We start from the raw sequence: 19,248 nt of genomic DNA, 5'->3' as shown, positions 1-19,248 counted from the left end.
CGCGGAGGCCGCGGACATGTCCCCCTCAAGCTTCATCGTCGCTCACGCGGCGAACGCGGACTGGCAGGCGGCGCTGGACGACTGCGTCGCCCAGCTCGCGCCGCAGCTCGCGGCTCGGCAGGAAGGCGGGCACACGGTGGAATACACCCTCGGCTGGTGCTACCTCACCGACCACCTGGCCGCCGACGCGGAGAACATCGTGCATGGCCTGAACCGCCGCCTGCCCGGCATGACCTGGGTGGGCACGGTGGGCCTGGGCGTGGCCGCCAACGGCCGCGAGCATTTCGACGAACCGGCGCTGGCGCTGATGATCGCCCCGCTGCCGGCGCACGCCTTCCGCCTGTTCTCCGGACGCCAGCCCCTGCACCCCGGCACCGGCGGCTTCCAGCCCTACACCGCCCTGGTGCACGCCGACGGCAGCACCCCGGACCTGCAGGAGCTGCTGCAGGAACTGGCCGAACGCACCGCCACCGGCTACCTGTTCGGCGGCCTGTCCGCGGCGCGCAACCGCAACCTGCAGATCGCCGGCGAGGTGTTCGACGGCGGCCTCTCCGGGGTGGCCTTCGACGCCGGCGTAGGCGTGCTCTCGCGGGTCACCCAGGGCTGCCAGCCGGTCGGGCCGCTGCGCACCATCACCCACGCCCAGGAGAACTACGTGATCGCGCTCGACGGCCAGCCCGCGCTGTCCTGCGCGCTCGACGACCTGGGCCTGGCCGGCGACCTGCCGCTGGACATCACCGCGCAGGCGCTGGCCGGGACGCTGGTCGGCCTGTGCGCCGACGAGGAGGATCTGGCGCTGGCCCCAGGCCTGTTCGGCCCGGACACCCGGGTACGCCACATCATCGGCCTCGACCCGCAGCAGCAGGTGCTGGCGGTGGCCGACGAGGTCGCCCCCGGCATGCAGTTGGCCTTCTGCCGGCGCGACCCCGGCGCGGCGCTGGCCGACCTGGTACGCATCGCCAGCGAGATCCGCGCCGAACTGGCGAGCACCGGCCGGCAGGCCGCCGGCGCCCTGTACGTGAGCTGCACCGGGCGCGGCGGCGCGCATTTCGGCGCTCCGCACGCCGAAGCGCGCGCACTGCGCGAGGCGTTCGGCGAGGACCTGCCGCTGGTCGGCTTCTACGCCGCCGGCGAGATCGCCCGCGACCGGCTGTACGGCTACACCGGGGTACTGACGGTGTTTGCCACCACGGCCTAAAGCGCCCCCGTAGGAGCGGCCTTGGCCGCGATGCGGCGCGTGGCAAGAACGCTGTTGCGATCGCGGCCAAGGCCGCTCCTACATCGGCACCGTCATGCGACGTCCGCGGTCCGGCATCCGCCGCCATCGACGGCGGCGATCAGCCCTTGGGCACGCGCCCCATCAGGTAGAACTGCTCGTTGGGCGGCGTGCCGGTGAGGTGCACCAGGCGGTTGCTCATGCTGAAGAAGGCGGTGATCGCGCCGATGTCCCAGATCGCCTCGTCGTCGAAGCCGTGCTCGCGCAGGGCTGCGAAGTCGGCCTCCTCGATCTCGCCGCCGCGGGTGGACAGCTTGATGGCGAAGTCCAGCATCGCGCGCTGGCGCGGGGTGATCTCGGCCTTGCGGTAGTTGGTGGCGAGCTGGTCGGCCACCCGCGGGTTCTTGGCGCGGATGCGCAGCACCGCACCGTGGGCGATCACGCAGTACAGGCACTGCCCGGCGCCCGAGGTGGCCACCACGATCATCTCGCGCTCGGCCTTGGTGAGGCCGACATCCTTCTCCATCAGCGCGTCGTGATAGTCGAAGAAGGCGCGGAACTCGGCCGGGCGGTGCGCGAGCATCAGGAATACGTTGGGAATGAAGCCGGCCTTTTCCTGAACGCCGAGGATGCGGTTGCGCAGGTCTTCGGGCAGGGCGTTGAGGTCGGGCACCGCGAAGCGGCTGATCTTGTCGGTCATGCTGGTCTCCTTGAAACGGTTGTCGTCGTATTGCGTGTCGAATATCTGCCTGCGGCTCAGCGGTTCACATCCACCACCACGCGGCCGCGCACCTGGCCGGCCATCAGGCGGCCGGCGGTGTCGATCACCTCGCTCAGGCCGATCTCGCTGGTGATCAGCTCAAGCTTGGCCACATCCAGGTCGCGCCCCAGGCGCTGCCAGGCCTCCAGGCGCTCGGCGCGCGGCGCCATCACGCTGTCGATGCCGGCCAGCGTCACACCGCGCAGGATGAAGGGCGCCACCGTGGAGGGGAAATCCATGCCCTGCGCCAGCCCGCAGGCAGTGACGGTGCCGCGGTAGCGGGTGCTGGCGCACACGTTGGCGAGCGTGTGGCTGCCCACGGTGTCCACCGCACCGGCCCAGCGCTCGCGCGCCAGCGGCTTGCCCGGGGCGTTGAGGGTGGCGCGGTCGATGATCTCCGCGGCGCCCAGGGTCTTGAGGAAGTCGGCCTCGTCCGGCCGGCCGGTGGAGGCCACCACGGTGTAGCCCAGCTTGGCCAGCACGGCCACCGCCACGCTACCCACCCCGCCGTTGGCGCCGGTCACCAGAATCTCGCCCTGGTCCGGGGTCACGCCGTGGCGTTCGAGCGCCATCACGCACAGCATCGCGGTATAGCCCGCGGTGCCTATGGCCATCGCCTGGCGGGCGGTGAATGCGGACGGCAGCGGTACCAGCCAGTCGCCCTTGAGGCGGGCGCGCTGGGCGAGGCCGCCCCAATGACCTTCGCCCACGCCCCAGCCGTTGAGCACCACCGCATCGCCCACGGCGACGTCCGGGTGGCTGCTGGCTTCCACCGTGCCGGCCAGGTCGATGCCGGGCACCATCGGGAACTTGCGCACCACCGGGCCCTTGCCGGTGATCGCCAGGCCGTCCTTGTAGTTCAGCGTCGAGTAGGCCACACGCACGGTGACGTCGCCTTCCGGCAGCGCGTCGTCGGCCAGCTCGGTGAGTTGTGCGCGGTAACCGGCGTCGTCCTTCTCAATCAGGATTGCCTTGAACATGTCCATCTCCTCCATGTGGTTCTAGACCGGTCGTCTAGAAATACTCGTAAAAAGAATCAGCGCGGCAGGCCGGCGAGGAAGCCGGCGGCGAACTGCCGCAGTGGCGCCTCGCTGCGCGCGAGCTTGGCGCGCAAGACCGCACCCTCCCAGCCAATCCAGAAGAAGGCCGCGAGGGCCTCGCAGTCCGCATGCGGCGCGATCTCTCCCGCCTTGCGGGCCTCATGCAGACAGGCGGCCAGGCGCGCCTGCCAGTCCTCGAAAACCTCCTCCAGGCGGGCCCTGTAGGCCTCGGGCAGCACCGCCATCTCCTGGCCGAGGTTGCCGATCAGGCAGCCGCGGCGGAATTCGTAGCGCGCCATGCCGCCGCAGGCGTCGTCCACGAAGGCTTGCACGCGCGCCAGCGGCGGGCGCGAGGCATCGAAAAAGCAGCGGTTGAGCTTGCGCGCGAAGTAGGCGGCGTACTGGTCGATGACCGCGCGGCCGAAGGCTTCCTTGTTGTCGAAGTAGTGATAGAAGGAGCCCTTGGGCACGCCCACGCGGCGCAGCACCTCGTCGATGCCGGTGGCGGCGAAGCCCTTCTCGGTGAGCACCTCGGTGCCGCAGCGCACCAGCGCCTCGCGGGTATCGAGGCGGTCGTCGATGCGTTTCGGGGGGCGGCCGGGACGGCGGCGCAGGGCGGGGGGCGCTTCCATGGGCTGAATATTAGACCGCTCGTCTAGAAAAATGCAAGACCGTCGCCCGCCGTTCGCCCAAGGCTCCCCGAACAGATTGCCCGACGCGAGGCGCTTGCCGTATATTGCGCACTGCATCGATCAGGAGCCCCGTCGCGCATCCGCGCTCCGGGGTGAAACGGGAAGTCCGGTGACGCCGGCGCACAACGCGCCCGCCATTCCGGCGCAGCCCCCGCTGCTGTAAGCCTGACGGAGCCGCCACACACGCCACTGGGCCCTCGCGCCCGGGAAGGCGGCGGCCTCCGGACGACGGCGAGCCAGAAGACCGACCCGATCGACGACAAGGTAGGTGCCCCGGGGTGTGGGCGATTCACCGACTGGTCCGTGGGCGCCTCAGCCCGAGCATTCGCCAGCCGCAGTGCAGGGCAGCCGTCCGTAACGGTCCTGCCCGACGTGTTTCGTCCTTCCCCGCCCGGCACCTTCGACATGAACACTCGGAGCGCCGACCATGGACGAGGACAAGAAGCACAGCCACAACGAGCGCATGCAGCGCAAAAAGGACGTCGTCGACGCCGCCATCGCACGCGCCCAGGAAGAACGCGGCATCGTCATCCTGATCACCGGCAACGGCAAGGGCAAGACCACCTCGGCCTTCGGCACCCTGTACCGCGCACTCGGCCACGGCCAGCGCACCGGCGTGGTGCAGTTCATCAAGGGCACCCAGGCCACCGGCGAGGTCACCTTCCTGCAGCAGAGCCCGGCCGGCGCCGGCGTGCAATACCACGCCATGGCCACCGGCTTCACCTGGAACACCCAGAACTGGGACGCCGACAAGCGCGCTGCCGACGAGGCATGGGCGCAGGCCGCGCGCATGCTGCGCGACCCGGCGGTGAACCTGGTGCTGCTCGACGAGCTCACCTACATGCTGAAGTACAACTACCTCGACACCGCCGAGGTGCTGGCTGCGATCGCGAACCGCCCGCCGATGCAGACCGTGATCGTCACTGGCCGCGCCGCCAAGCCCGAGCTGGTCGAGCTGGCCGACACGGTAAGCGAGATCGCCGACCGCAAACACGCCTTCAAGGCCGGCGTGAAGGCCCAGGCCGGCATCGACTTCTGATGCGCCACCGGCTCGCCGCCCTGCTGCTGGCTGCCGCGCCGCTCGCTGCGGCGGCAGCCGGCCCGCTGCCGCGGGTGATGTCCACCAATCTGTGCGCCGACGTGCTGCTGCTCTCGCTCGCCGACCCGGCGCAGATCGTCTCGGTGTCCCTGAAAAGCCAGGACCCGGCGCGCTCCTCGCTCGCCGCGCGCGCCGCGCACTTCGCCGCCAACAGCGGCAGCGCCGAGGAAGTGATCGCCGCACGGCCCGACGTGGTGCTCGCCTCGCGACGCTGGCAGGCACGCCACCAGCAGGCGCTGTTCGCCCGCCACGGCATTGCGATCGTCACCGTGCCCTTCCCCAACGACTGGGACGGCATCTTCGCCAGCACGCGCAAGGTGGGCGAGGCCATCGGCCGCGGCGCCGCCGCCGAGGCCCTGGTCGGCGAGGTGCAGGCACGGCTGGCCGCCCTGCGGGGCGACGCTACACGCCCGAGCGCGCTCTACCTGCGCCCCAATGGCGGCACCGCCGGCGCCGGCACCCATGTGGACGCGGTGCTGCAGGCCGCCGGCCTCGCCAACCACGCCGCCGCGAACGGGCGCCAGGGCTGGGGCCGCGCCGCGCTGGAAGAGGTGGTCGCCAACCCGCCCGAACTTCTGGTCACCAGCCAGATGGTGCACGACGGCGCCTACGCGCGCGCCGGCTTGAGCCGCCATCCGCAGATGCGGGAGGTGGCCGCCACCCGCCCGACGCTGGCGCTCACCCACAACGACTGGGGCTGCAGCAACTGGCAGCTGGTCGAGGCCGCCGAAGAGCTCGCCGCCGGCCTGCGCCGCGTAACCTCCAAGGAGGCGCACCGATGAGCGCTGCGCCGGGCCGCCCCAAGCAGCGCTCGCTCCCGCCTGGCGGGACGGCGCGCAGCGCCAAGGGTGCCCAATGAGCAGCGCCCGCTTGAACGGCGCCCTGCTCGCCGCGCTGGCGCTGCTCGCGCTGGCCTCGCTCGCCATCGGCCCGGTGCCGCTCGGCCTCGCCGACATCGCCGGCGCCCTGCTGCCGGGCGGCGACACGGTCGCCGACGAACTGCTGCAGCGCCGTCACACCATCGTCGCCGAGATCCGCCTGCCGCGCGTGCTGCTCGCCATCCTGGTCGGCGCCTCGCTGGGCATGGCCGGCGCCGCGCTGCAGGGCCTGCTGCGCAATCCGCTCGCCGAGCCCGGCCTGCTGGGAGTGAGCGCCAGCGCCAGCCTGGGCGCGGTGCTGTGCCTGTACTTCGGCTTCGCCGCGATCAACATCTGGCTGCTGCCGGCCGCGGCGATGGGCTGCGCCGCGCTCGCCACCGCGGTGCTCTACCTGGTCGCGCGCCGCGGCGCGGGCAACCTCACGCTGATCCTCGCCGGGGTCGCGCTGTCCTCGCTCGCCGCCGCGCTCACTTCGCTGGCGATCAACCTCGCCCCCAACCCCACCGACGTGCAGGACATCGTGCTGTGGCTGCTCGGCTCGCTGGCCGACCGCAGCTTCGACGAAATCCGCCTGGCACTGCCCTTCGTGCTCACCGGCCTCGCCCTGCTGCTGTCCTGCGCGCGCTCGCTCGACGCCCTGACGCTGGGCGAGGACGAGGCCGCCAGCCTGGGCGTGAGCCTCGCCCGCCTGCGCGCGCGGGTGGTGCTCGGCACCGCCCTGTGCGTGGGCGCCAGCGTCGCCGTGACCGGGGCGATCGGCTTCGTCGGCCTGGTGGTGCCGCACATGCTGCGCCGCGCGGTGGGCTACCACCCAGCGCGCCTGCTGGTCGCCAGCGCGCTGGGCGGCGCGCTGCTGCTGCTCGCCGCCGACGTGGTGCTGCGCCTGGTGAGCGGCGGCTTCGAGTTGATGCTGGGCGTGGTCACGGCGCTGATCGGCGCGCCTTTCTTTCTCGCGCTGGTGCTGCGCGAGCGCATCGGAGCGCAGCCGTGACCCTGCTCGAAGCCGACGCCATCACCCTGCGCCGCGGCGCCGCGACCCTGGTAGACGGGGTCTCGCTCGCCATCGCGCGCGGCGAGCTGTTCGGCCTGATCGGCCCCAATGGCGCGGGCAAGAGCAGCCTGTTGCGCGCCCTCGCCCAGCTCGTCCCGCACGAGGGCGAGGCGCGTCTTGCCGGCACCGCGCTCGCCCGCCTGTCGCCCCAGGCGCGCGCCACCCGGCTCGCCTACCTGGCCCAGGGCGACCAGGCCGCGTGGCCGCTCACGGTGCGCGACTTCGTCGCGCTGGGCCGCCTGCCCCACGGCCGCAATGACGCTGCCGGCCGCGCGGCGGTGGACGCGGCGCTGGCCCACATGCATCTCGACGCCCTGGCCGAGCGCCGCCTCGACCGCCTCTCCGGCGGCGAGCGCGCCCTCGCCCGCCTGGCCCGCGCGCTGGCGGTGGAAGCGCCGCTGCTGCTCGCCGACGAGCCGGTCGCCGCGCTCGACCCCTACCACCAGCTCAGCGTCATGGAGCTGCTGCGCCGCCAGTGCGCGCTCGGCCGCAGCATCGTCGTGGTGCTGCACGACCTCACCCTCGCCAGCCGCTTCTGCGACCGCGTGCTGCTGATGCACGCCGGCCGCGCGGTGGCCTGCGGCGAACCGCGCCGGGTGCTCACCCCGGCCAACCTGCAGCGCGTCTACCAGGTGCAGGCCATGCACGGCGAGCACGAGGCGCAGGCCTACGTCCTGCCCTGGCGCTGCCGCCCCGAGCCCGACCCCGCGCTGCAAGCGGAGGCGGCCCGATGAGCGCCACGCTGATCGTGTGCGCCACCTGCGGCTACGACGCCGCCGCGCCCGACGGCGAGCGCCCGGGCGAGCGCTTCGCGCGCCAGCTCGAAGCCCGCCTCGCCGCGCGCCCCGCGCCCGCGCTGCGGCTCGAACGCACCGCCTGCCTGATGGCCTGCAAGCGCCACTGCACCGTCGCCCTGCGTGCGCCCGGCAAGTACGCCTACGTGTTGGGCGACTTCGCCCCGGACGCGGCCGCGGCCGACGCGCTGCTCGACTACGCCGCCGGCTACCAGGCCGCCGAGCGCGGCGTGGTGCCTTTCAAACAATGGCCCGAGGGCGTCAAGGGCCACTTCGTCGCCCGCGTGCCGCCGCCGGGCGACGACCTGTAACCGAACCGGAGAACCCCATGTCCACCCGAGCCAAGATCCCCGCCACCATCGTCACCGGCTTCCTCGGCAGCGGCAAGACCACGCTGCTGCGCCACATCCTCGCCAATGCCGGCGGGCGGCGCATCGCGGTGATCGTCAACGAGTTCGGCGAACTCGGTATCGACGGCGAGATCCTGCGCGGCTGCGGCATCGGCTGCGAAGAGGACGGCCGGGAACAGGCCGGCGAGCTCTACGAGCTGGCCAACGGCTGCCTGTGCTGCACGGTGCAGGAGGAGTTCTACCCGGTGATGCGCGAGCTGATCGCGCGCCGCGACGACATCGACCACATCCTCATCGAGACCTCCGGTCTGGCGCTGCCCAAGCCGCTGGTGCAGGCCTTCAACTGGCCGGAGATCAAGAACGCGTGCACCGTGGATGCGGTGATCACCGTGGTGGACGTGCCCGCCGCCGCGGCCGGCCAGTTCGCCGCCAACCCGCTGGCGGTCGACGCCCAGCGCCGCGCCGACCCCAACCTGGACCACGAGTCGCCGCTGCACGAGCTGTTCGAGGACCAGCTCTCCGCCGCCGACCTGGTGATCCTGTCCAAGACCGACCTCGCCGACGACGCGGCGCGCGCCGCGGTCGAAGCGCTGGTGCGCGAGGAGCTGCCGCCCGAGGTCAAGCTGGTGGCGAGCGAGCAGGGCCGTGTCGACCTCGATCTCATCCTCGGCCTGGAAGCCGCCGCCGAGGACAACATCCACCTGCGCGCCAGCCACCACGACCACGAAGAAGGCGAGGACCACGACCACGATCACGACGCGTTCCAGTCGATCTCGGTCGAGCTGCCGGTGGTCGATCGCGAGCGCCTGCTCGCCATCCTCCACGAGCTGGTGCAGGCCCACACCCTGTACCGCATCAAGGGCTTCGTCGCCCTCGCCGACAAGCCGATGCGCCTGGTGGTGCATGGCGTCGGCCGCCGCTTCGATAGCTACTTCGACCGCCGCTGGCGTGCCGACGAGGCGCGCCGCACCCACTTGGTGCTGATCGGCCAGGACCTGGACGCCGCCGCGCTCGCCAGCGCGCTGCAGGGCGCGGCGCTGGCCGAGGCCGCCTGATGCACCTGCTCGCCGCCCAGCCGGGGGGCTTCGTCGAGGACGATTCGGTGGTCACGCGCATCGCGCAGGACCCGGCCGAGATCGTCGTGCTCAGCGCCGCCGACACCACGCTGGCGCTGCTCGCCGCGGCCTGCCCGGGCGACGGCTTCCCCGCGGTGCGCCTCGCGAACCTGCTGCACCTGCGCCAGCCGGCCTCGGTGGACCTCTACCTGGACGAGGTGCTGCAGCACGCCCGCGTGATCGTCATCGATCACCTGGGCGGCGAGAGCTACTGGCCCTACGGCACCGAGCGGGTCGGCGAGCTCGCCCGCGCGCGCGGCATCGCGCTGGCGATGTTCTCCGGCGACACCAGCGAGGATCTCAACCTGCTGATGAAGGGCACGGTGGAGATGGACGACGCGCGCACGCTGTGGCGGTATCTCCGCGAAGGCGGCCCGGCCAACGCGCGCAACTTCTACCGCTTCCTCGGCGCGCGCTACTTCGGCCGCGGCGAGGCGCCCGAACCGCCGCGCGCGCTGCCCAACGTCGCGGTCTTCCACCCGCGCCACGACCTGGGCAGCGTCGCTGCATGGCAGGACGACTGGACGCCCGGCGCGCCCTGCGTGCTGGTGCTGTTCTACCGCGCCCACCTGCAGGCCGGCAACACCGCCGCCTTCGCCCACCTGTGCGCGGCGCTCGCCGCGCGCGGCCTGAACCCGCTGCCGATCGCGCTCACTTCGCTGAAGGACGCGCTGTGCATCGACACCCTGCGCAGGCTCGCCGCCGAGCACGACGCCGCGCTGATCCTCAACACCACCGCCTTCGCGCGCTCGGCGCTCGACGAGCCGGGCGACCACGCGCTGGCGGGCGACCTGCCGGTGCTGCAGCTCATCCTCTCCGGCGGCAACGAGGCGGTCTGGCGGGCCGACGCCCACGGCCTCGCGCCGCGCGACATCGCCATGCACATCGCGCTGCCCGAGGTGGATGGGCGTATCGTCACCCGCGCAGTGAGCTTCAAGGGCCTGGAGCGCCGCTGCGAGCGCACCCAGAGCGACGTGGTGCAATACCGCGCCGAACCCGGGCGCATGGCCTTCGTCGCCGAGCTCGCGCAGCGCTGGTGCCGCCTGCGCACGCGGCCCAACGCGGACAAGCGCCTCGCGCTGGTGCTGGCCAACTACCCGACCCGCGAAGGCCGGCTGGGCAACGGCGTGGGCCTCGACACCCCGGCCTCGGTGATCAACATCCTGCGCCGGCTGGCCGACGAGGGCTACGCGGTGGACGCCATCCCGGCTGACGGCGACGCGCTGATGGCGAAGCTCAAGGAAGGCGTCACCAACGACCCCGAGCACTGGGCGGTGCGCCCGGCGCGCCAGAGCCTGGCGCTGGCCGACTACCTCGCCTTCTTTTCCACCCTGCCGGCCGCCAACCGCGCCGCCATCGTCGAGCGCTGGGGCCCGCCCGAGGCCGACCCGATGCTGCGCGCCGGGCGCTTCATGCTCGCCGGCCTGCGCTGCGGCCGGGTCTTCGTCGGCATCCAGCCGGCGCGCGGCTACCAGCTCGACCCCTCGGCGAGCTACCACGACCCCGACCTGGTGCCGCCCCACCATTACCTCGCCTTCTACTGCTGGCTGCGCGAGGCCTGGCGCGCGGACGCCATCGTGCATGTCGGCAAGCACGGCAACCTGGAATGGCTGCCGGGCAAGAGCGTGGCGCTCTCCGAACAATGCTGGCCGGATCTGGTCTTCGGCCCCATGCCGCATCTCTATCCCTTCATCGTCAATGACCCCGGCGAAGGCACCCAGGCCAAGCGCCGCGCCCAGGCGGTGATCATCGACCACCTGATGCCGCCGCTGACCCGCGCCGAGAGCTATGGCCCCACCCGCGATCTGGAACGCCAGGTGGACGAGTACTACGAGGCGCTGATGCTCGACCCGCGCCGCGCCGCCGAGCTGCGTCGCCAGATCCTCGCCCACATCGTGCGCCACGACCTGCACCGCGACCTGGGCCTCGAAGCGCCGCGCAACGCCGAGGAAGAGCAGCAACTGCTCAACCGCACCGACACCTACCTGTGCGAACTGAAGGAAGCGCAGATCCGCGACGGCCTGCACGTGTTCGGCGCCTCGCCCGCCGGGCGCCTGCGCCGCGACACCCTGCTCGCGCTCGCCCGCCACCCGGCGGGCGACGGCCGCGACGCGCGCCAGGGCCTGACCCGCGCGCTGGCCGCCGACCTCGCGCTGGGCGAGGGCTTCGATCCGCTCGATGCCGACTGGGGCGCGCCCTGGGGCGGCCCGTGCCCGGCGGTACTCGCCGTGCGCGACGCCGGCCCCTGGCGCACCACCGGCGACACCCGCGAGCGCCTCGAACTGCTCGCCCTCGACGTGCTGAAGCGCGGCCTGCCCGCCACGCCGGAGACCGACTGGCCGCACACCCGCCCAGTGCTGGCCCGCATCGAAACGGAACTCGCCCCGCGCCTGGACGCCTGCGGCGGCGAGGAACTCCACCAGCTCGTGCGCGGGCTGGCCGGCCGCTTCGTGCCCGCCGGCCCCAGCGGCGCGCCCACCCGCGGCCGCCCCGACGTGCTGCCCACCGGGCGCAACTTCTACTCCATCGACACCCGCGCGGTGCCCACCCAGACCAGCTGGACCCTGGGCCTGCGCTCGGCCGAACGCCTGGTCGAGCGCTACCTGCAGGAGCACGGCGACTACCCGCGCGCCATCGGCCTGTCGGTGTGGGGCACGGCGACCATGCGCACTGGCGGCGACGACATCGCCCAGGCCTTCGCGCTGATCGGCGTGCGCCCCAAGTGGGCCGACGGCAGCCAGCGGGTGAGCGACTTCGAGATCCTGCCGATGTCGCTCTTCGACCGCCCGCGCATCGACGTCACCTTGCGCGTGTCGGGCTTCTTCCGCGACGCCTTCGCCAACGTCATCCGCCTGTTCGACGCAGCGGTGCAGGCGGTGGCCGCGCTCGACGAACCCGAGGAGGTGAACCCGATCCGCGCGCGCATCGAGCGCGAGGCCGCCGCACTCGCCGCCGACGGGCTGGACGCCGCCAGCGCGCGCCGCCAGGCCGGCCACCGGGTGTTCGGCGCCAAGCCCGGGGCCTACGGCGCCGGCCTGCAGGGCCTGATCGACGGGCGCAACTGGGACGACGACGCCGACCTCGCGCGCGCCTACCTCGAGTGGGGCGGCCACGCCTACGGCCAGGACGACTACGGCAGCGCGGCGCGCGACACCTTCGCGCGGCGGCTGGCCGGCATCGAGCTGGTCATGCACAACCAGGACAACCGCGAGCACGACCTGCTCGATTCCGACGACTACTACCAGTTCCACGGCGGCATGAGCGCCGCGGTGCGCCACCTTGGCGGAGCGCAGCCGGCGCTCTACTTCGGCGACCACAGCAACCCCGGCGCGCCGGTGGTCCGCACGCTGGAAGAAGAGATCAGCCGCGTGGTGCGCAGCCGCATCACCAACCCCAAGTGGATAGACGGGGTGAAGCGCCACGGCTACAAGGGCGCCTTCGAGATCGCCGCCACGGTGGACTACCTCTTCGCCTACGACGCCACCGCGCGCGTGGTGCGCGACGACCAGTACGCCCGCGTCACCGACGCCTACCTGGAAGACCCGCACACCCGCGACTTCCTCGCCCGCCACAACCCCGACGCCCTGGGCGAGATCTGCGAGCGCCTGCTCGAAGCCATGGACCGCGGCCTGTGGGCCGCACCCGGCGACTACCGCGAACGCGTCGAGCAGCACCTGCACGCCGCCGAACAGCACCTGGAAGAACGATGAGCCTCGACACCCCCTTCCCCTTCACCGCCCTGCACGGCCAGCCGCTGCTGCAAACCGCATTGCTGCTGGCCACCGTCGATCCGCTGATCGGCGGCGTGCTGGTCGAAGGCCCGCGCGGCACGGCCAAGTCCACCGCCGCGCGCGCGCTCGCCGCGCTGCTGCCGGGCGGGCGTTTCGTGAACCTGCCGCTCTCCGCCAGTGAAGAGCAGCTGGTCGGCTCCCTGGACCTCGAAGCCGCGCTGCAGGGCGGCCAGGTGCGCTTCCGCCCCGGCATGCTCGCGCGCGCCCACGAAGGCGTGCTCTACGTGGACGAGGTGAACCTGCTCGCCGACGGCCTGGTGGACCTGCTGCTCGACGTGTGCGCCAGCGGCGTGAACCGCATCGAGCGCGACGGCATCAGCCATGCCCACGCCGCGCGCATCACCCTGGTCGGCACCATGAACCCGGAGGAAGGCGAGCTGCGCCCGCAGCTGCTCGACCGCTTCGGCCTGTTCGTGCGCCTGGGCGACACCCTCGCGCCCGCCGAGCGCCAGGCCATCGTGCGCGCGCGCCTGGCCTTCGACGCCGACCCGGCCACTTTCGCCGCACGCCACGCCCCCGCCCAGCAGGCACTCGCCGCACGCATCGCCGCCGCACGCGCGGCGCTTCCCGCGATCGCCTTCGGCGACGCCGACCACGAACGGGTCGCCGCGCTGTGCCATGCCGCCGCGGTCGAAGGCGTGCGCGCCGATCTGGTCATGCTGCGCGCCGCCCGCGCCCACGCCGCGTTGGACGGCCGCGGCACCATCACCGCAGCCGACATCGACGCGGTCGCCGAGCTGGTGCTCGCCCACCGCCGCAAGGCCGACGACAGCGCTGACGAACCGGCCGACGCCCCGCACCCGCAAGGCGGCCAGTCGCAGCAGCCCGACAACCCGCCGCCTGCCGCGGACAGCGCCGACGACTGGGGCGCGCTGCCGCCGCAGGCGGTGCCGATCCGCGCAGTGAAGAACGTGAGGCCGCTCTCCGCAAAAAAGCCCTGACGCGTCCGTCGGCGCCCGGCCCGGGCGCTGGCGGACGCGGCGGAAACCCCGCGCGCCGCGGGCGCAAGGCACGCCGGCCGGGGACGCGCATCGACTGGGCGCGCACGCTCGCCGCCAAGGGCCCGGCCGCGCTCGCACGCAGCCACCTGCGCCACCGCCCGCCGCCGGCCGGCGCCGCCACGCTGCACTGCCTGCTGCTCGACTGCTCGGCCTCGATGCTGCGCGGCCGGCGCCTCGCGCTCGCCAAGGGCCTGCTGCTGGCGTGGACCGCAGCGCTCTACCACCGCCGCGAGGCGCTCGCGGTGATCGGCTTTGCCGGCGGCGCCGCGCGCGTGCTGCAGCCGCCGAGGAAGGCGGTGGCCTTCAACGAGCGCTGGATCGCCGCCATCGCCGGTGGCGGCGGCACCCCGGCAGCCGCCGCGGTGGCGCTCGCCGACCGCCTGCTCGCGCAACGCCGGCGCCGCGCCCCGGACGAGCGCGTCGCGCTGTGGCTGCTGTCGGACGCACGCTTCGCCACCCTGCCGCCGCCCCCGCGGCACGCCGACCAGTGCACCGTGATCGATTTCGACGAGGGCCCGCGCGCCCTCGGCCGCGCGCAGCGTCTGGCGCGCGAATGGAATGCGGACTGCGTGTCCGCCTGTAGCCTGGCCGCCTCGTGCGGCCCGTGATTCACCCGTTTCCTAGCGCAACAACCGAAAACAAGGAGAACGCAACATGCATATCGAACCCGGAATCGTGGAAGGTTCCAAGATCCTGCTCAGCTACGGCACCGCCGCCGCCGCGCTGGGCTACACCGCCAAGCTCGCCGCCGACACCCTCCGCCGCGACGGCGCCGCCTCGCTCGCGCTGCGCTCGCTGATCGCCAGCGTGCTGGTGTTCTGCTTCTTCGAAGTGCTGCCGCACCACCCGGTGGGCGTCTCCGAGGTGCACCTGATCCTCGGCTCCACCCTCCTGCTGCTGTTCGGCGCCGCGCCGGCGGCGATCAGCCTGGCCGCCGGCCTGCTCGCCCAGGGCGTGCTGTTCGCCCAGTTCGACCTGCCGCAGTACGGCATCAACCTCACCACCCTGCTGGTGCCGCTGTTCGCCACCGCCGCGCTGGCCCGCCGCATCATCCCGGCCAAAACCGCGTATGTGGACATCGGCTACGGCCAGGCGCTCAAGCTCTCCGTCGCCTACCAGGGCGGCATCGTCGCCTGGGTGGCCTTCTGGGCCTTCTATGGCCAGGGTTTCGGCGCTGACAACCTGCAGAGCGTCGCCAGCTTCGGCGCCGCTTACATGAGCGTGGTGCTGCTCGAACCGCTGGTCGACCTCGCCGTGCTCGCCGCCGCCAAGGCCATGCACCAGATGAAGGGCAGCCTCGCGCTGGAAAAGCGTCTATACGAAGGCGCATCCGCCTGACGCTCTCCCGCACGAAGCAAGAACGGGCACCCGCGGGTGCCCGTTCTTTTTTGCCCGCGACCGGGCGGCTCACGAACGGCGCGCTAGCTCTTCAACCGGTACCCGGTCTTGAAGATCCACGCCACGATGGCCATCGACACCACGAGGAACAGCAGGGTCATGGCCAGGCTCACCCCGACGCCGACGTCGGCGACGCCGTAGAAGCTCCAGCGGAAACCGCTCACCAGGTACACCACCGGGTTGAACAGGCTCACCGTCTGCCAGAACGGCGGCAGCATGTCGATGGAATAGAAGCTGCCACCGAGGAAGGTCAGTGGCGTAATGATCAGCAAGGGCACGAGTTGGAGCTTCTCGAAGCTGTCTGCCCAGATGCCGATGATGAAACCGATCAGGCTGAACGTGACCGCCGTCAGCAGCAGAAACAGGATCATCCAGAACGGATGGGCGATGGTGAACGGCACGAAGAAAGCGGCGGTGGCGAGGATGATCACCCCGACGATCACCGACTTGGTGGCCGCCGCGCCCACGTAGCTCAGCACCGCCTCGAAGTAGGACACCGGCGCCGACAGCAGCTCGTAGATGGTGCCGGAGAAGCGCGGGAAGTAGATGCCGAAGGAGGCGTTGGACACGCTCTGGGTGAGCAGCGAGAGCATGATCAGCCCCGGCACCAGGAAGGCGCCGTAGCTCACTTCGCCGATCTGCGGGATGCGCGAGCCGATGGCGGCGCCGAAGACCACGAAGTAGAGCGAGGTGGAGATGACCGGCGAGATGATGCTCTGCAGCAGGGTGCGCCGGGTGCGGGCCATCTCGAAGCGGTAGATGGCGCGGATCGCGTGCCAGTTCATCGGCTGTCCTCGACCAGGCTGACGAAGATGTCCTCCAGCGAACTCTGGCTGGTCTGGAGGTCCTTGAAGGCGATGCCGGCGGCGGCCAGATCCTCCAGCAGCTTGAGGATGCTGGCACGGTCGCCGCAGGCGTCGTCGTAGGTGTACACCAGTTGGCTGCCGCGGTCGGCCAGTTCCAGGCCATAGCCGGCCAGCGGCGGCGGCAGTTCGGCGAGCGGCGCGTCCAGGTGCAGGGTGAGCTGCTTCTTGCCCAGCTTGCGCATCAGCTCGACCTTGTCCTCCACCAGCACGATCTCGCCGCGGTTGATCACGCCGATGCGGTCGGCCATCTCCTCGGCCTCCTCGATGTAGTGCGTGGTCAGGATGACGGTGACCCCGCTCGCGCGCAGGCGGCGCACCAGCGCCCACATGTCGCGGCGCAGTTCCACGTCCACCCCGGCGGTAGGCTCGTCCAGGAAGAGCACCTGCGGCTCGTGGGAGAGCGCCTTGGCGATCAGCAGGCGGCGCTTCATGCCGCCGGACAGGGTGATGATGCGGTTGTTGCGCTTCTCCCAGAGGGACAGGTCGCGCAACACCTTCTCGATATGCGCCGGGTTCGGCGCCTTGCCGAACAGGCCGCGACTGAAGCTCACCGTGCCCCACACCGACTCGAAGGCGTCGGTGGTCAGTTCCTGCGGCACCAGGCCGATCATCGCTCGCGCGGCGCGGTAGTCGGCAACGATGTCGTGCCCGCCCACCAGCACGCGCCCGGCGCTCGGCCTGACCAGCCCGCAGACGGTGCCGATGAGCGTGGTCTTGCCCGCACCGTTGGGGCCGAGCAGGGCGAAGATCTCGCCCTGGCGGATGTCGAGGTCGATGTTCTTGAGCGCCTGGAAGCCGCCGGCGTAGGTCTTGCTCAGACCGGAGATGGAGATGATCGGCTGCATGGCGGGGACAATAGCAGAGACGCGGCGCTCTGCAATAATGCCGTGGCCGCGCCAGCCGGCGTGGCGACCCACGACCCTAACGGAGAACAAGATGATCGGCTACGTCACCCTCGGCACCAATGACCTGCCCCGCGCCACCGCCTTCTACGACGCCCTGCTCGGCGAACTCGGTGCCCGGCGCGCGCTGGACCTCGGCCGCCTGATCGGCTGGGCGGTGAAGCCGGGCCAGCCCATGCTGGCGGTGTGCACGCCCTTCGACGGCCAGCCGGCCAGCGTGGGCAACGGCAGCATGGTGGCGCTGCTGGCGGACAGCCCGGAGCAGGTGGACGCGCTCTACCGCAAGGCGCTCGAACTGGGCGGCAGCGACGCCGGCGAACCCGGCTTCCGCACCGACAACTACTACGGCTGCTACTTCCGCGACCTGGACGGCAACAAGCTGAACTTCTTCTGCATCAAACGCGGCTGACGCACCCGGCCGCACGCGCCGCCAGGGCAGCGATGGCCGGCCGGTCGATCCGGTAAAATGGCGGGTTTCCGCCTTTCCCCGCAGGAATCCAGCATGCTGAACAAGCTCCCGTCCTTCCCCGGCATCGCCGGCCCGGTGGTCGTCATCGTCATGGACGGCTACGGCATCCCCAAGACCGAGGTCGGCAGCGCCATCGCCGCCGCGCGCAAGCCCACCCTGGACGCACTGTTCGCCAAGTACGCGCACATCAGCCTGCGCGCGCACGGCACCGCGGTGGGCATGCCCTCGGACGACGACATGGGCAACTCGGAAGTCGGCCACAACGCCATCGGCGCCGGCCAGGTCTATGCGCAGGGCGCCGCGCTGGTAGCCGGGGCGATTGCCTCCGGCGCCATCTGGCAGGGCCAAGCCTGGCAGCAGATCGTCGCCGGCGCCAAGGCGGGCGCGAACGGCAAATCGGGCGTGCTGCACTTCATCGGCCTGTTCTCCGACGGCAATGTGCACAGCCACATCGACCACCTCAAGGCCCTGGTGCTGCGCGCGCGCGACGAAGGCCTGCGCGCGGTGCGCATCCACGCCCTGCTCGACGGCCGCGACGTGCCCGAAACCAGCGCACTGGACTACCTGGAACCCTTCGAAGCCTTCCTCGGCGACCTGGCGGCCGCCGGCTTCGACGCGCAGATCGCCTCCGGCGGCGGCCGCCAGGTCATCACCATGGACCGCTACGACGCCAACTGGAAGATGGTCGAGCAGGGCTGGCACACCCACGTACTGGGCCGCGGCGAACAGTTCGCCAGCGCGTCCGAGGCGGTGCGCGCGCTGCGCCAGCGCCTGCCCGGCACCATCGACCAGGACCTGCCGCCCTTCGTCATCGCCCGCGACGGCGCCCCGGTGGGCACCATCGAGGACGGCGACGCGGTGGTGTTCTACAACTTCCGCGGCGACCGCGCGATCGAGATCACCCGCGCCTTCGAGGAAGGCGCCGAGTTCGACAAGTTCGACCGTGTGCGCACGCCCGCAGTGACCTACGCCGGCATGCTGCAGTACGACGGCGACCTCAAGCTGCCCAAGCGCTTCCTGGTCGACCCGCCGGCCATCCGCGACACCATGAGCGAATGGTTCTCCAAGAGCGGCGTCGCCCAGTTCGCCTGCTCGGAGACGCAGAAGTTCGGCCACGTCACCTATTTCTGGAACGGCAACCGCTCCAGCAAGTTCGCCGGCGAGACCTGGCAGGAAGTGCCCAGCGACGTCGTGCCTTTCGAACAGCGCCCGTGGATGAAGGCCGCCGAGATCACCGACGCGATGATCGCGGCGATCCAGAGCGGCCAGTACAAGGTGCTGCGCTGCAACTACGCCAACGGCGACATGGTCGGCCACTCCGGCCACTTCCGCGCCGCCACCATGGCCATCGAGGCGGTCGACCTCGCGCTCTCCCGCCTGCTGCCCGCAATCGACGCGGCCGGCGGCGTGGCGCTGATCACCGCCGACCACGGCAACGCCGACGAGATGTTCGAGCTCGACAAGAAGACCAAGCAGCCGGCGCTCAACCCCGACGGCTCCTACAAGGCCAAGACCGCACACACGCTCAACCCGGTGCCGCTGGTGCTCTACGACAATGTCAGCGGCGGCAAGCTGGGGCTGAAGGCGCTGGAAGGCGCCGGCCTGTCGAACATCGCCGCCACCGTGGCCAACCTGATCGGCTTTGAAAAGCACGAAGCCTGGGACGAAAGCCTGCTCTCAACTTCGCAGGCCGATTGACGTTGATACCATCTCGCGAGCACGGCGGCATGCGCCGCCGGCTTGCGTTTACACATCAAAAAATACCTATAAGGAAGAGACATGCGCATCTGGGGCGGACGCAAGGATGAGACGGACGCGGAAATCGG

General features: G+C 71.5%; 18 protein-coding genes and 1 riboswitch. Of the genes, 13 read left to right on the top strand and 5 right to left on the bottom strand.

Features of this window, described 5'->3' with window-relative positions:
* Positions 1 to 16 precede the first annotated feature (16 nt).
* Positions 17 to 1,198: an FIST signal transduction protein gene (locus IAI53_RS13340; protein ID WP_187718669.1), complete on the top strand. Its 1,182-nt coding sequence runs from the start codon at positions 17 to 19 to the stop codon at positions 1,196 to 1,198.
* Positions 1,199 to 1,337: 139 nt separating this feature from the next.
* On the opposite strand, the gene IAI53_RS13335 is transcribed toward IAI53_RS13340, so the two are convergent.
* Genes IAI53_RS13335 through acuR form a run of 3 tightly spaced genes read right to left on the bottom strand, consistent with a single transcriptional unit; the run spans position 1,338 to position 3,648 of the window.
* The gene (locus IAI53_RS13335; RefSeq protein WP_187718668.1) at positions 1,338 to 1,916 is read right to left on the bottom strand and encodes a peroxidase-related enzyme; all 579 of its coding nucleotides are present in this window, start codon (positions 1,914 to 1,916) and stop codon (positions 1,338 to 1,340) included.
* 56 nt (positions 1,917 to 1,972) lie between these two features.
* Positions 1,973 to 2,956: an acrylyl-CoA reductase (NADPH) gene (gene acuI / locus IAI53_RS13330; protein ID WP_187718667.1), complete on the bottom strand. Its 984-nt coding sequence runs from the start codon at positions 2,954 to 2,956 to the stop codon at positions 1,973 to 1,975.
* A gap of 56 nt (positions 2,957 to 3,012) precedes the next feature.
* A complete protein-coding gene (gene acuR, locus IAI53_RS13325; protein ID WP_187718666.1) occupies positions 3,013 to 3,648 on the bottom strand; it encodes an acrylate utilization transcriptional regulator AcuR in 636 nt (211 codons plus the stop codon).
* A gap of 105 nt (positions 3,649 to 3,753) precedes the next feature.
* Positions 3,754 to 3,975: riboswitch (cobalamin riboswitch) on the top strand.
* 160 nt (positions 3,976 to 4,135) lie between these two features.
* On the opposite strand from acuR, the gene cobO reads away from it, so the two are divergent.
* The 10 genes from cobO to IAI53_RS13275 all read left to right on the top strand — a co-directional run bounded on the left by cobO (position 4,136) and on the right by IAI53_RS13275 (position 15,125).
* A complete protein-coding gene (gene cobO / locus IAI53_RS13320) occupies positions 4,136 to 4,747 on the top strand; it encodes a cob(I)yrinic acid a,c-diamide adenosyltransferase (protein ID WP_187718665.1) in 612 nt (203 codons plus the stop codon).
* The gene (locus IAI53_RS13315; protein ID WP_187718664.1) at positions 4,747 to 5,589 is read left to right on the top strand and encodes an ABC transporter substrate-binding protein; all 843 of its coding nucleotides are present in this window, start codon (positions 4,747 to 4,749) and stop codon (positions 5,587 to 5,589) included. Before cobO ends, IAI53_RS13315 begins: the two co-directional genes overlap by 1 nt.
* A gap of 73 nt (positions 5,590 to 5,662) precedes the next feature.
* Positions 5,663 to 6,676 (top strand): FecCD family ABC transporter permease, encoded by a 1,014-nt coding sequence (locus IAI53_RS13310; RefSeq protein ID WP_187718663.1) that lies wholly within the window; start codon positions 5,663 to 5,665, stop codon positions 6,674 to 6,676.
* A complete protein-coding gene (locus IAI53_RS13305; RefSeq protein WP_187718662.1) occupies positions 6,673 to 7,470 on the top strand; it encodes an ABC transporter ATP-binding protein in 798 nt (265 codons plus the stop codon). The genes IAI53_RS13310 and IAI53_RS13305 overlap by 4 nt, the downstream gene beginning before the upstream one ends.
* Entirely contained in the window at positions 7,467 to 7,841 is a 375-nt protein-coding gene (locus tag IAI53_RS13300) for a DUF1636 domain-containing protein (RefSeq protein ID WP_187718661.1), read from the top strand. The genes IAI53_RS13305 and IAI53_RS13300 overlap by 4 nt, the downstream gene beginning before the upstream one ends.
* Positions 7,842 to 7,858: 17 nt before the next feature.
* Entirely contained in the window at positions 7,859 to 8,935 is a 1,077-nt protein-coding gene (cobW, locus tag IAI53_RS13295; protein WP_187718660.1) for a cobalamin biosynthesis protein CobW, read from the top strand.
* Entirely contained in the window at positions 8,935 to 12,705 is a 3,771-nt protein-coding gene (gene cobN / locus IAI53_RS13290; protein ID WP_187718659.1) for a cobaltochelatase subunit CobN, read from the top strand. The genes cobW and cobN overlap by 1 nt, the downstream gene beginning before the upstream one ends.
* Positions 12,702 to 13,727 carry a magnesium chelatase ATPase subunit I gene (locus tag IAI53_RS13285; RefSeq protein ID WP_187718658.1) on the top strand — a complete coding sequence of 342 codons (1,026 nt, stop codon included), beginning with the start codon at positions 12,702 to 12,704 and terminating at the stop codon, positions 13,725 to 13,727. The genes cobN and IAI53_RS13285 overlap by 4 nt, the downstream gene beginning before the upstream one ends.
* Before the next feature lie 89 nt (positions 13,728 to 13,816).
* Entirely contained in the window at positions 13,817 to 14,395 is a 579-nt protein-coding gene (locus IAI53_RS13280) for a VWA domain-containing protein (RefSeq protein ID WP_349771944.1), read from the top strand.
* A gap of 46 nt (positions 14,396 to 14,441) precedes the next feature.
* Positions 14,442 to 15,125 (top strand): energy-coupling factor ABC transporter permease, encoded by a 684-nt coding sequence (locus IAI53_RS13275; RefSeq protein ID WP_187718657.1) that lies wholly within the window; start codon positions 14,442 to 14,444, stop codon positions 15,123 to 15,125.
* Positions 15,126 to 15,208: 83 nt separating this feature from the next.
* On the opposite strand, the gene IAI53_RS13270 is transcribed toward IAI53_RS13275, so the two are convergent.
* Both IAI53_RS13270 and IAI53_RS13265 read right to left on the bottom strand, forming a co-directional pair.
* Entirely contained in the window at positions 15,209 to 15,970 is a 762-nt protein-coding gene (locus IAI53_RS13270; protein ID WP_187718656.1) for an ABC transporter permease, read from the bottom strand.
* Positions 15,967 to 16,896, bottom strand: a complete 930-nt coding sequence (locus tag IAI53_RS13265; RefSeq protein ID WP_187718655.1) for an ABC transporter ATP-binding protein — start codon at positions 16,894 to 16,896, stop codon at positions 15,967 to 15,969. Before IAI53_RS13265 ends, IAI53_RS13270 begins: the two co-directional genes overlap by 4 nt.
* A 91-nt stretch (positions 16,897 to 16,987) precedes the next feature.
* Here IAI53_RS13265 and IAI53_RS13260 point away from each other — a divergent pair, with 91 nt between their 5' ends.
* Positions 16,988 to 17,362, top strand: a complete 375-nt coding sequence (locus IAI53_RS13260) for a VOC family protein (protein ID WP_187718654.1) — start codon at positions 16,988 to 16,990, stop codon at positions 17,360 to 17,362.
* 93 nt (positions 17,363 to 17,455) lie between these two features.
* Positions 17,456 to 19,120 carry a 2,3-bisphosphoglycerate-independent phosphoglycerate mutase gene (gene gpmI / locus IAI53_RS13255; protein WP_187718653.1) on the top strand — a complete coding sequence of 555 codons (1,665 nt, stop codon included), beginning with the start codon at positions 17,456 to 17,458 and terminating at the stop codon, positions 19,118 to 19,120.
* The last annotated feature ends 128 nt before the right edge of the window (positions 19,121 to 19,248 follow it).

Source organism: Thauera sedimentorum (assembly GCF_014489115.1).
Lineage (GTDB): Bacteria > Pseudomonadota > Gammaproteobacteria > Burkholderiales > Rhodocyclaceae > Pseudothauera > Pseudothauera sedimentorum.
This window is presented reverse-complemented; position numbering and strand designations above follow the sequence as displayed.

Coding starts and splice junctions, on each gene's coding strand:
- IAI53_RS13265 (WP_187718655.1), bottom strand. CDS start 16,896: ATGCAGCCGATCATCTCCATCTCCGGTCTGAGCAAGACCTACGCCGGC.
- acuR (WP_187718666.1), bottom strand. CDS start 3,648: ATGGAAGCGCCCCCCGCCCTGCGCCGCCGTCCCGGCCGCCCCCCGAAA.
- IAI53_RS13285 (WP_187718658.1), top strand. CDS start 12,702: ATGAGCCTCGACACCCCCTTCCCCTTCACCGCCCTGCACGGCCAGCCG.
- IAI53_RS13340 (WP_187718669.1), top strand. CDS start 17: ATGTCCCCCTCAAGCTTCATCGTCGCTCACGCGGCGAACGCGGACTGG.
- IAI53_RS13310 (WP_187718663.1), top strand. CDS start 5,663: ATGAGCAGCGCCCGCTTGAACGGCGCCCTGCTCGCCGCGCTGGCGCTG.
- IAI53_RS13315 (WP_187718664.1), top strand. CDS start 4,747: ATGCGCCACCGGCTCGCCGCCCTGCTGCTGGCTGCCGCGCCGCTCGCT.
- IAI53_RS13300 (WP_187718661.1), top strand. CDS start 7,467: ATGAGCGCCACGCTGATCGTGTGCGCCACCTGCGGCTACGACGCCGCC.
- IAI53_RS13270 (WP_187718656.1), bottom strand. CDS start 15,970: ATGAACTGGCACGCGATCCGCGCCATCTACCGCTTCGAGATGGCCCGC.
- cobN (WP_187718659.1), top strand. CDS start 8,935: ATGCACCTGCTCGCCGCCCAGCCGGGGGGCTTCGTCGAGGACGATTCG.
- gpmI (WP_187718653.1), top strand. CDS start 17,456: ATGCTGAACAAGCTCCCGTCCTTCCCCGGCATCGCCGGCCCGGTGGTC.
- acuI (WP_187718667.1), bottom strand. CDS start 2,956: ATGTTCAAGGCAATCCTGATTGAGAAGGACGACGCCGGTTACCGCGCA.
- IAI53_RS13260 (WP_187718654.1), top strand. CDS start 16,988: ATGATCGGCTACGTCACCCTCGGCACCAATGACCTGCCCCGCGCCACC.
- IAI53_RS13335 (WP_187718668.1), bottom strand. CDS start 1,916: ATGACCGACAAGATCAGCCGCTTCGCGGTGCCCGACCTCAACGCCCTG.
- cobO (WP_187718665.1), top strand. CDS start 4,136: ATGGACGAGGACAAGAAGCACAGCCACAACGAGCGCATGCAGCGCAAA.
- cobW (WP_187718660.1), top strand. CDS start 7,859: ATGTCCACCCGAGCCAAGATCCCCGCCACCATCGTCACCGGCTTCCTC.
- IAI53_RS13275 (WP_187718657.1), top strand. CDS start 14,442: ATGCATATCGAACCCGGAATCGTGGAAGGTTCCAAGATCCTGCTCAGC.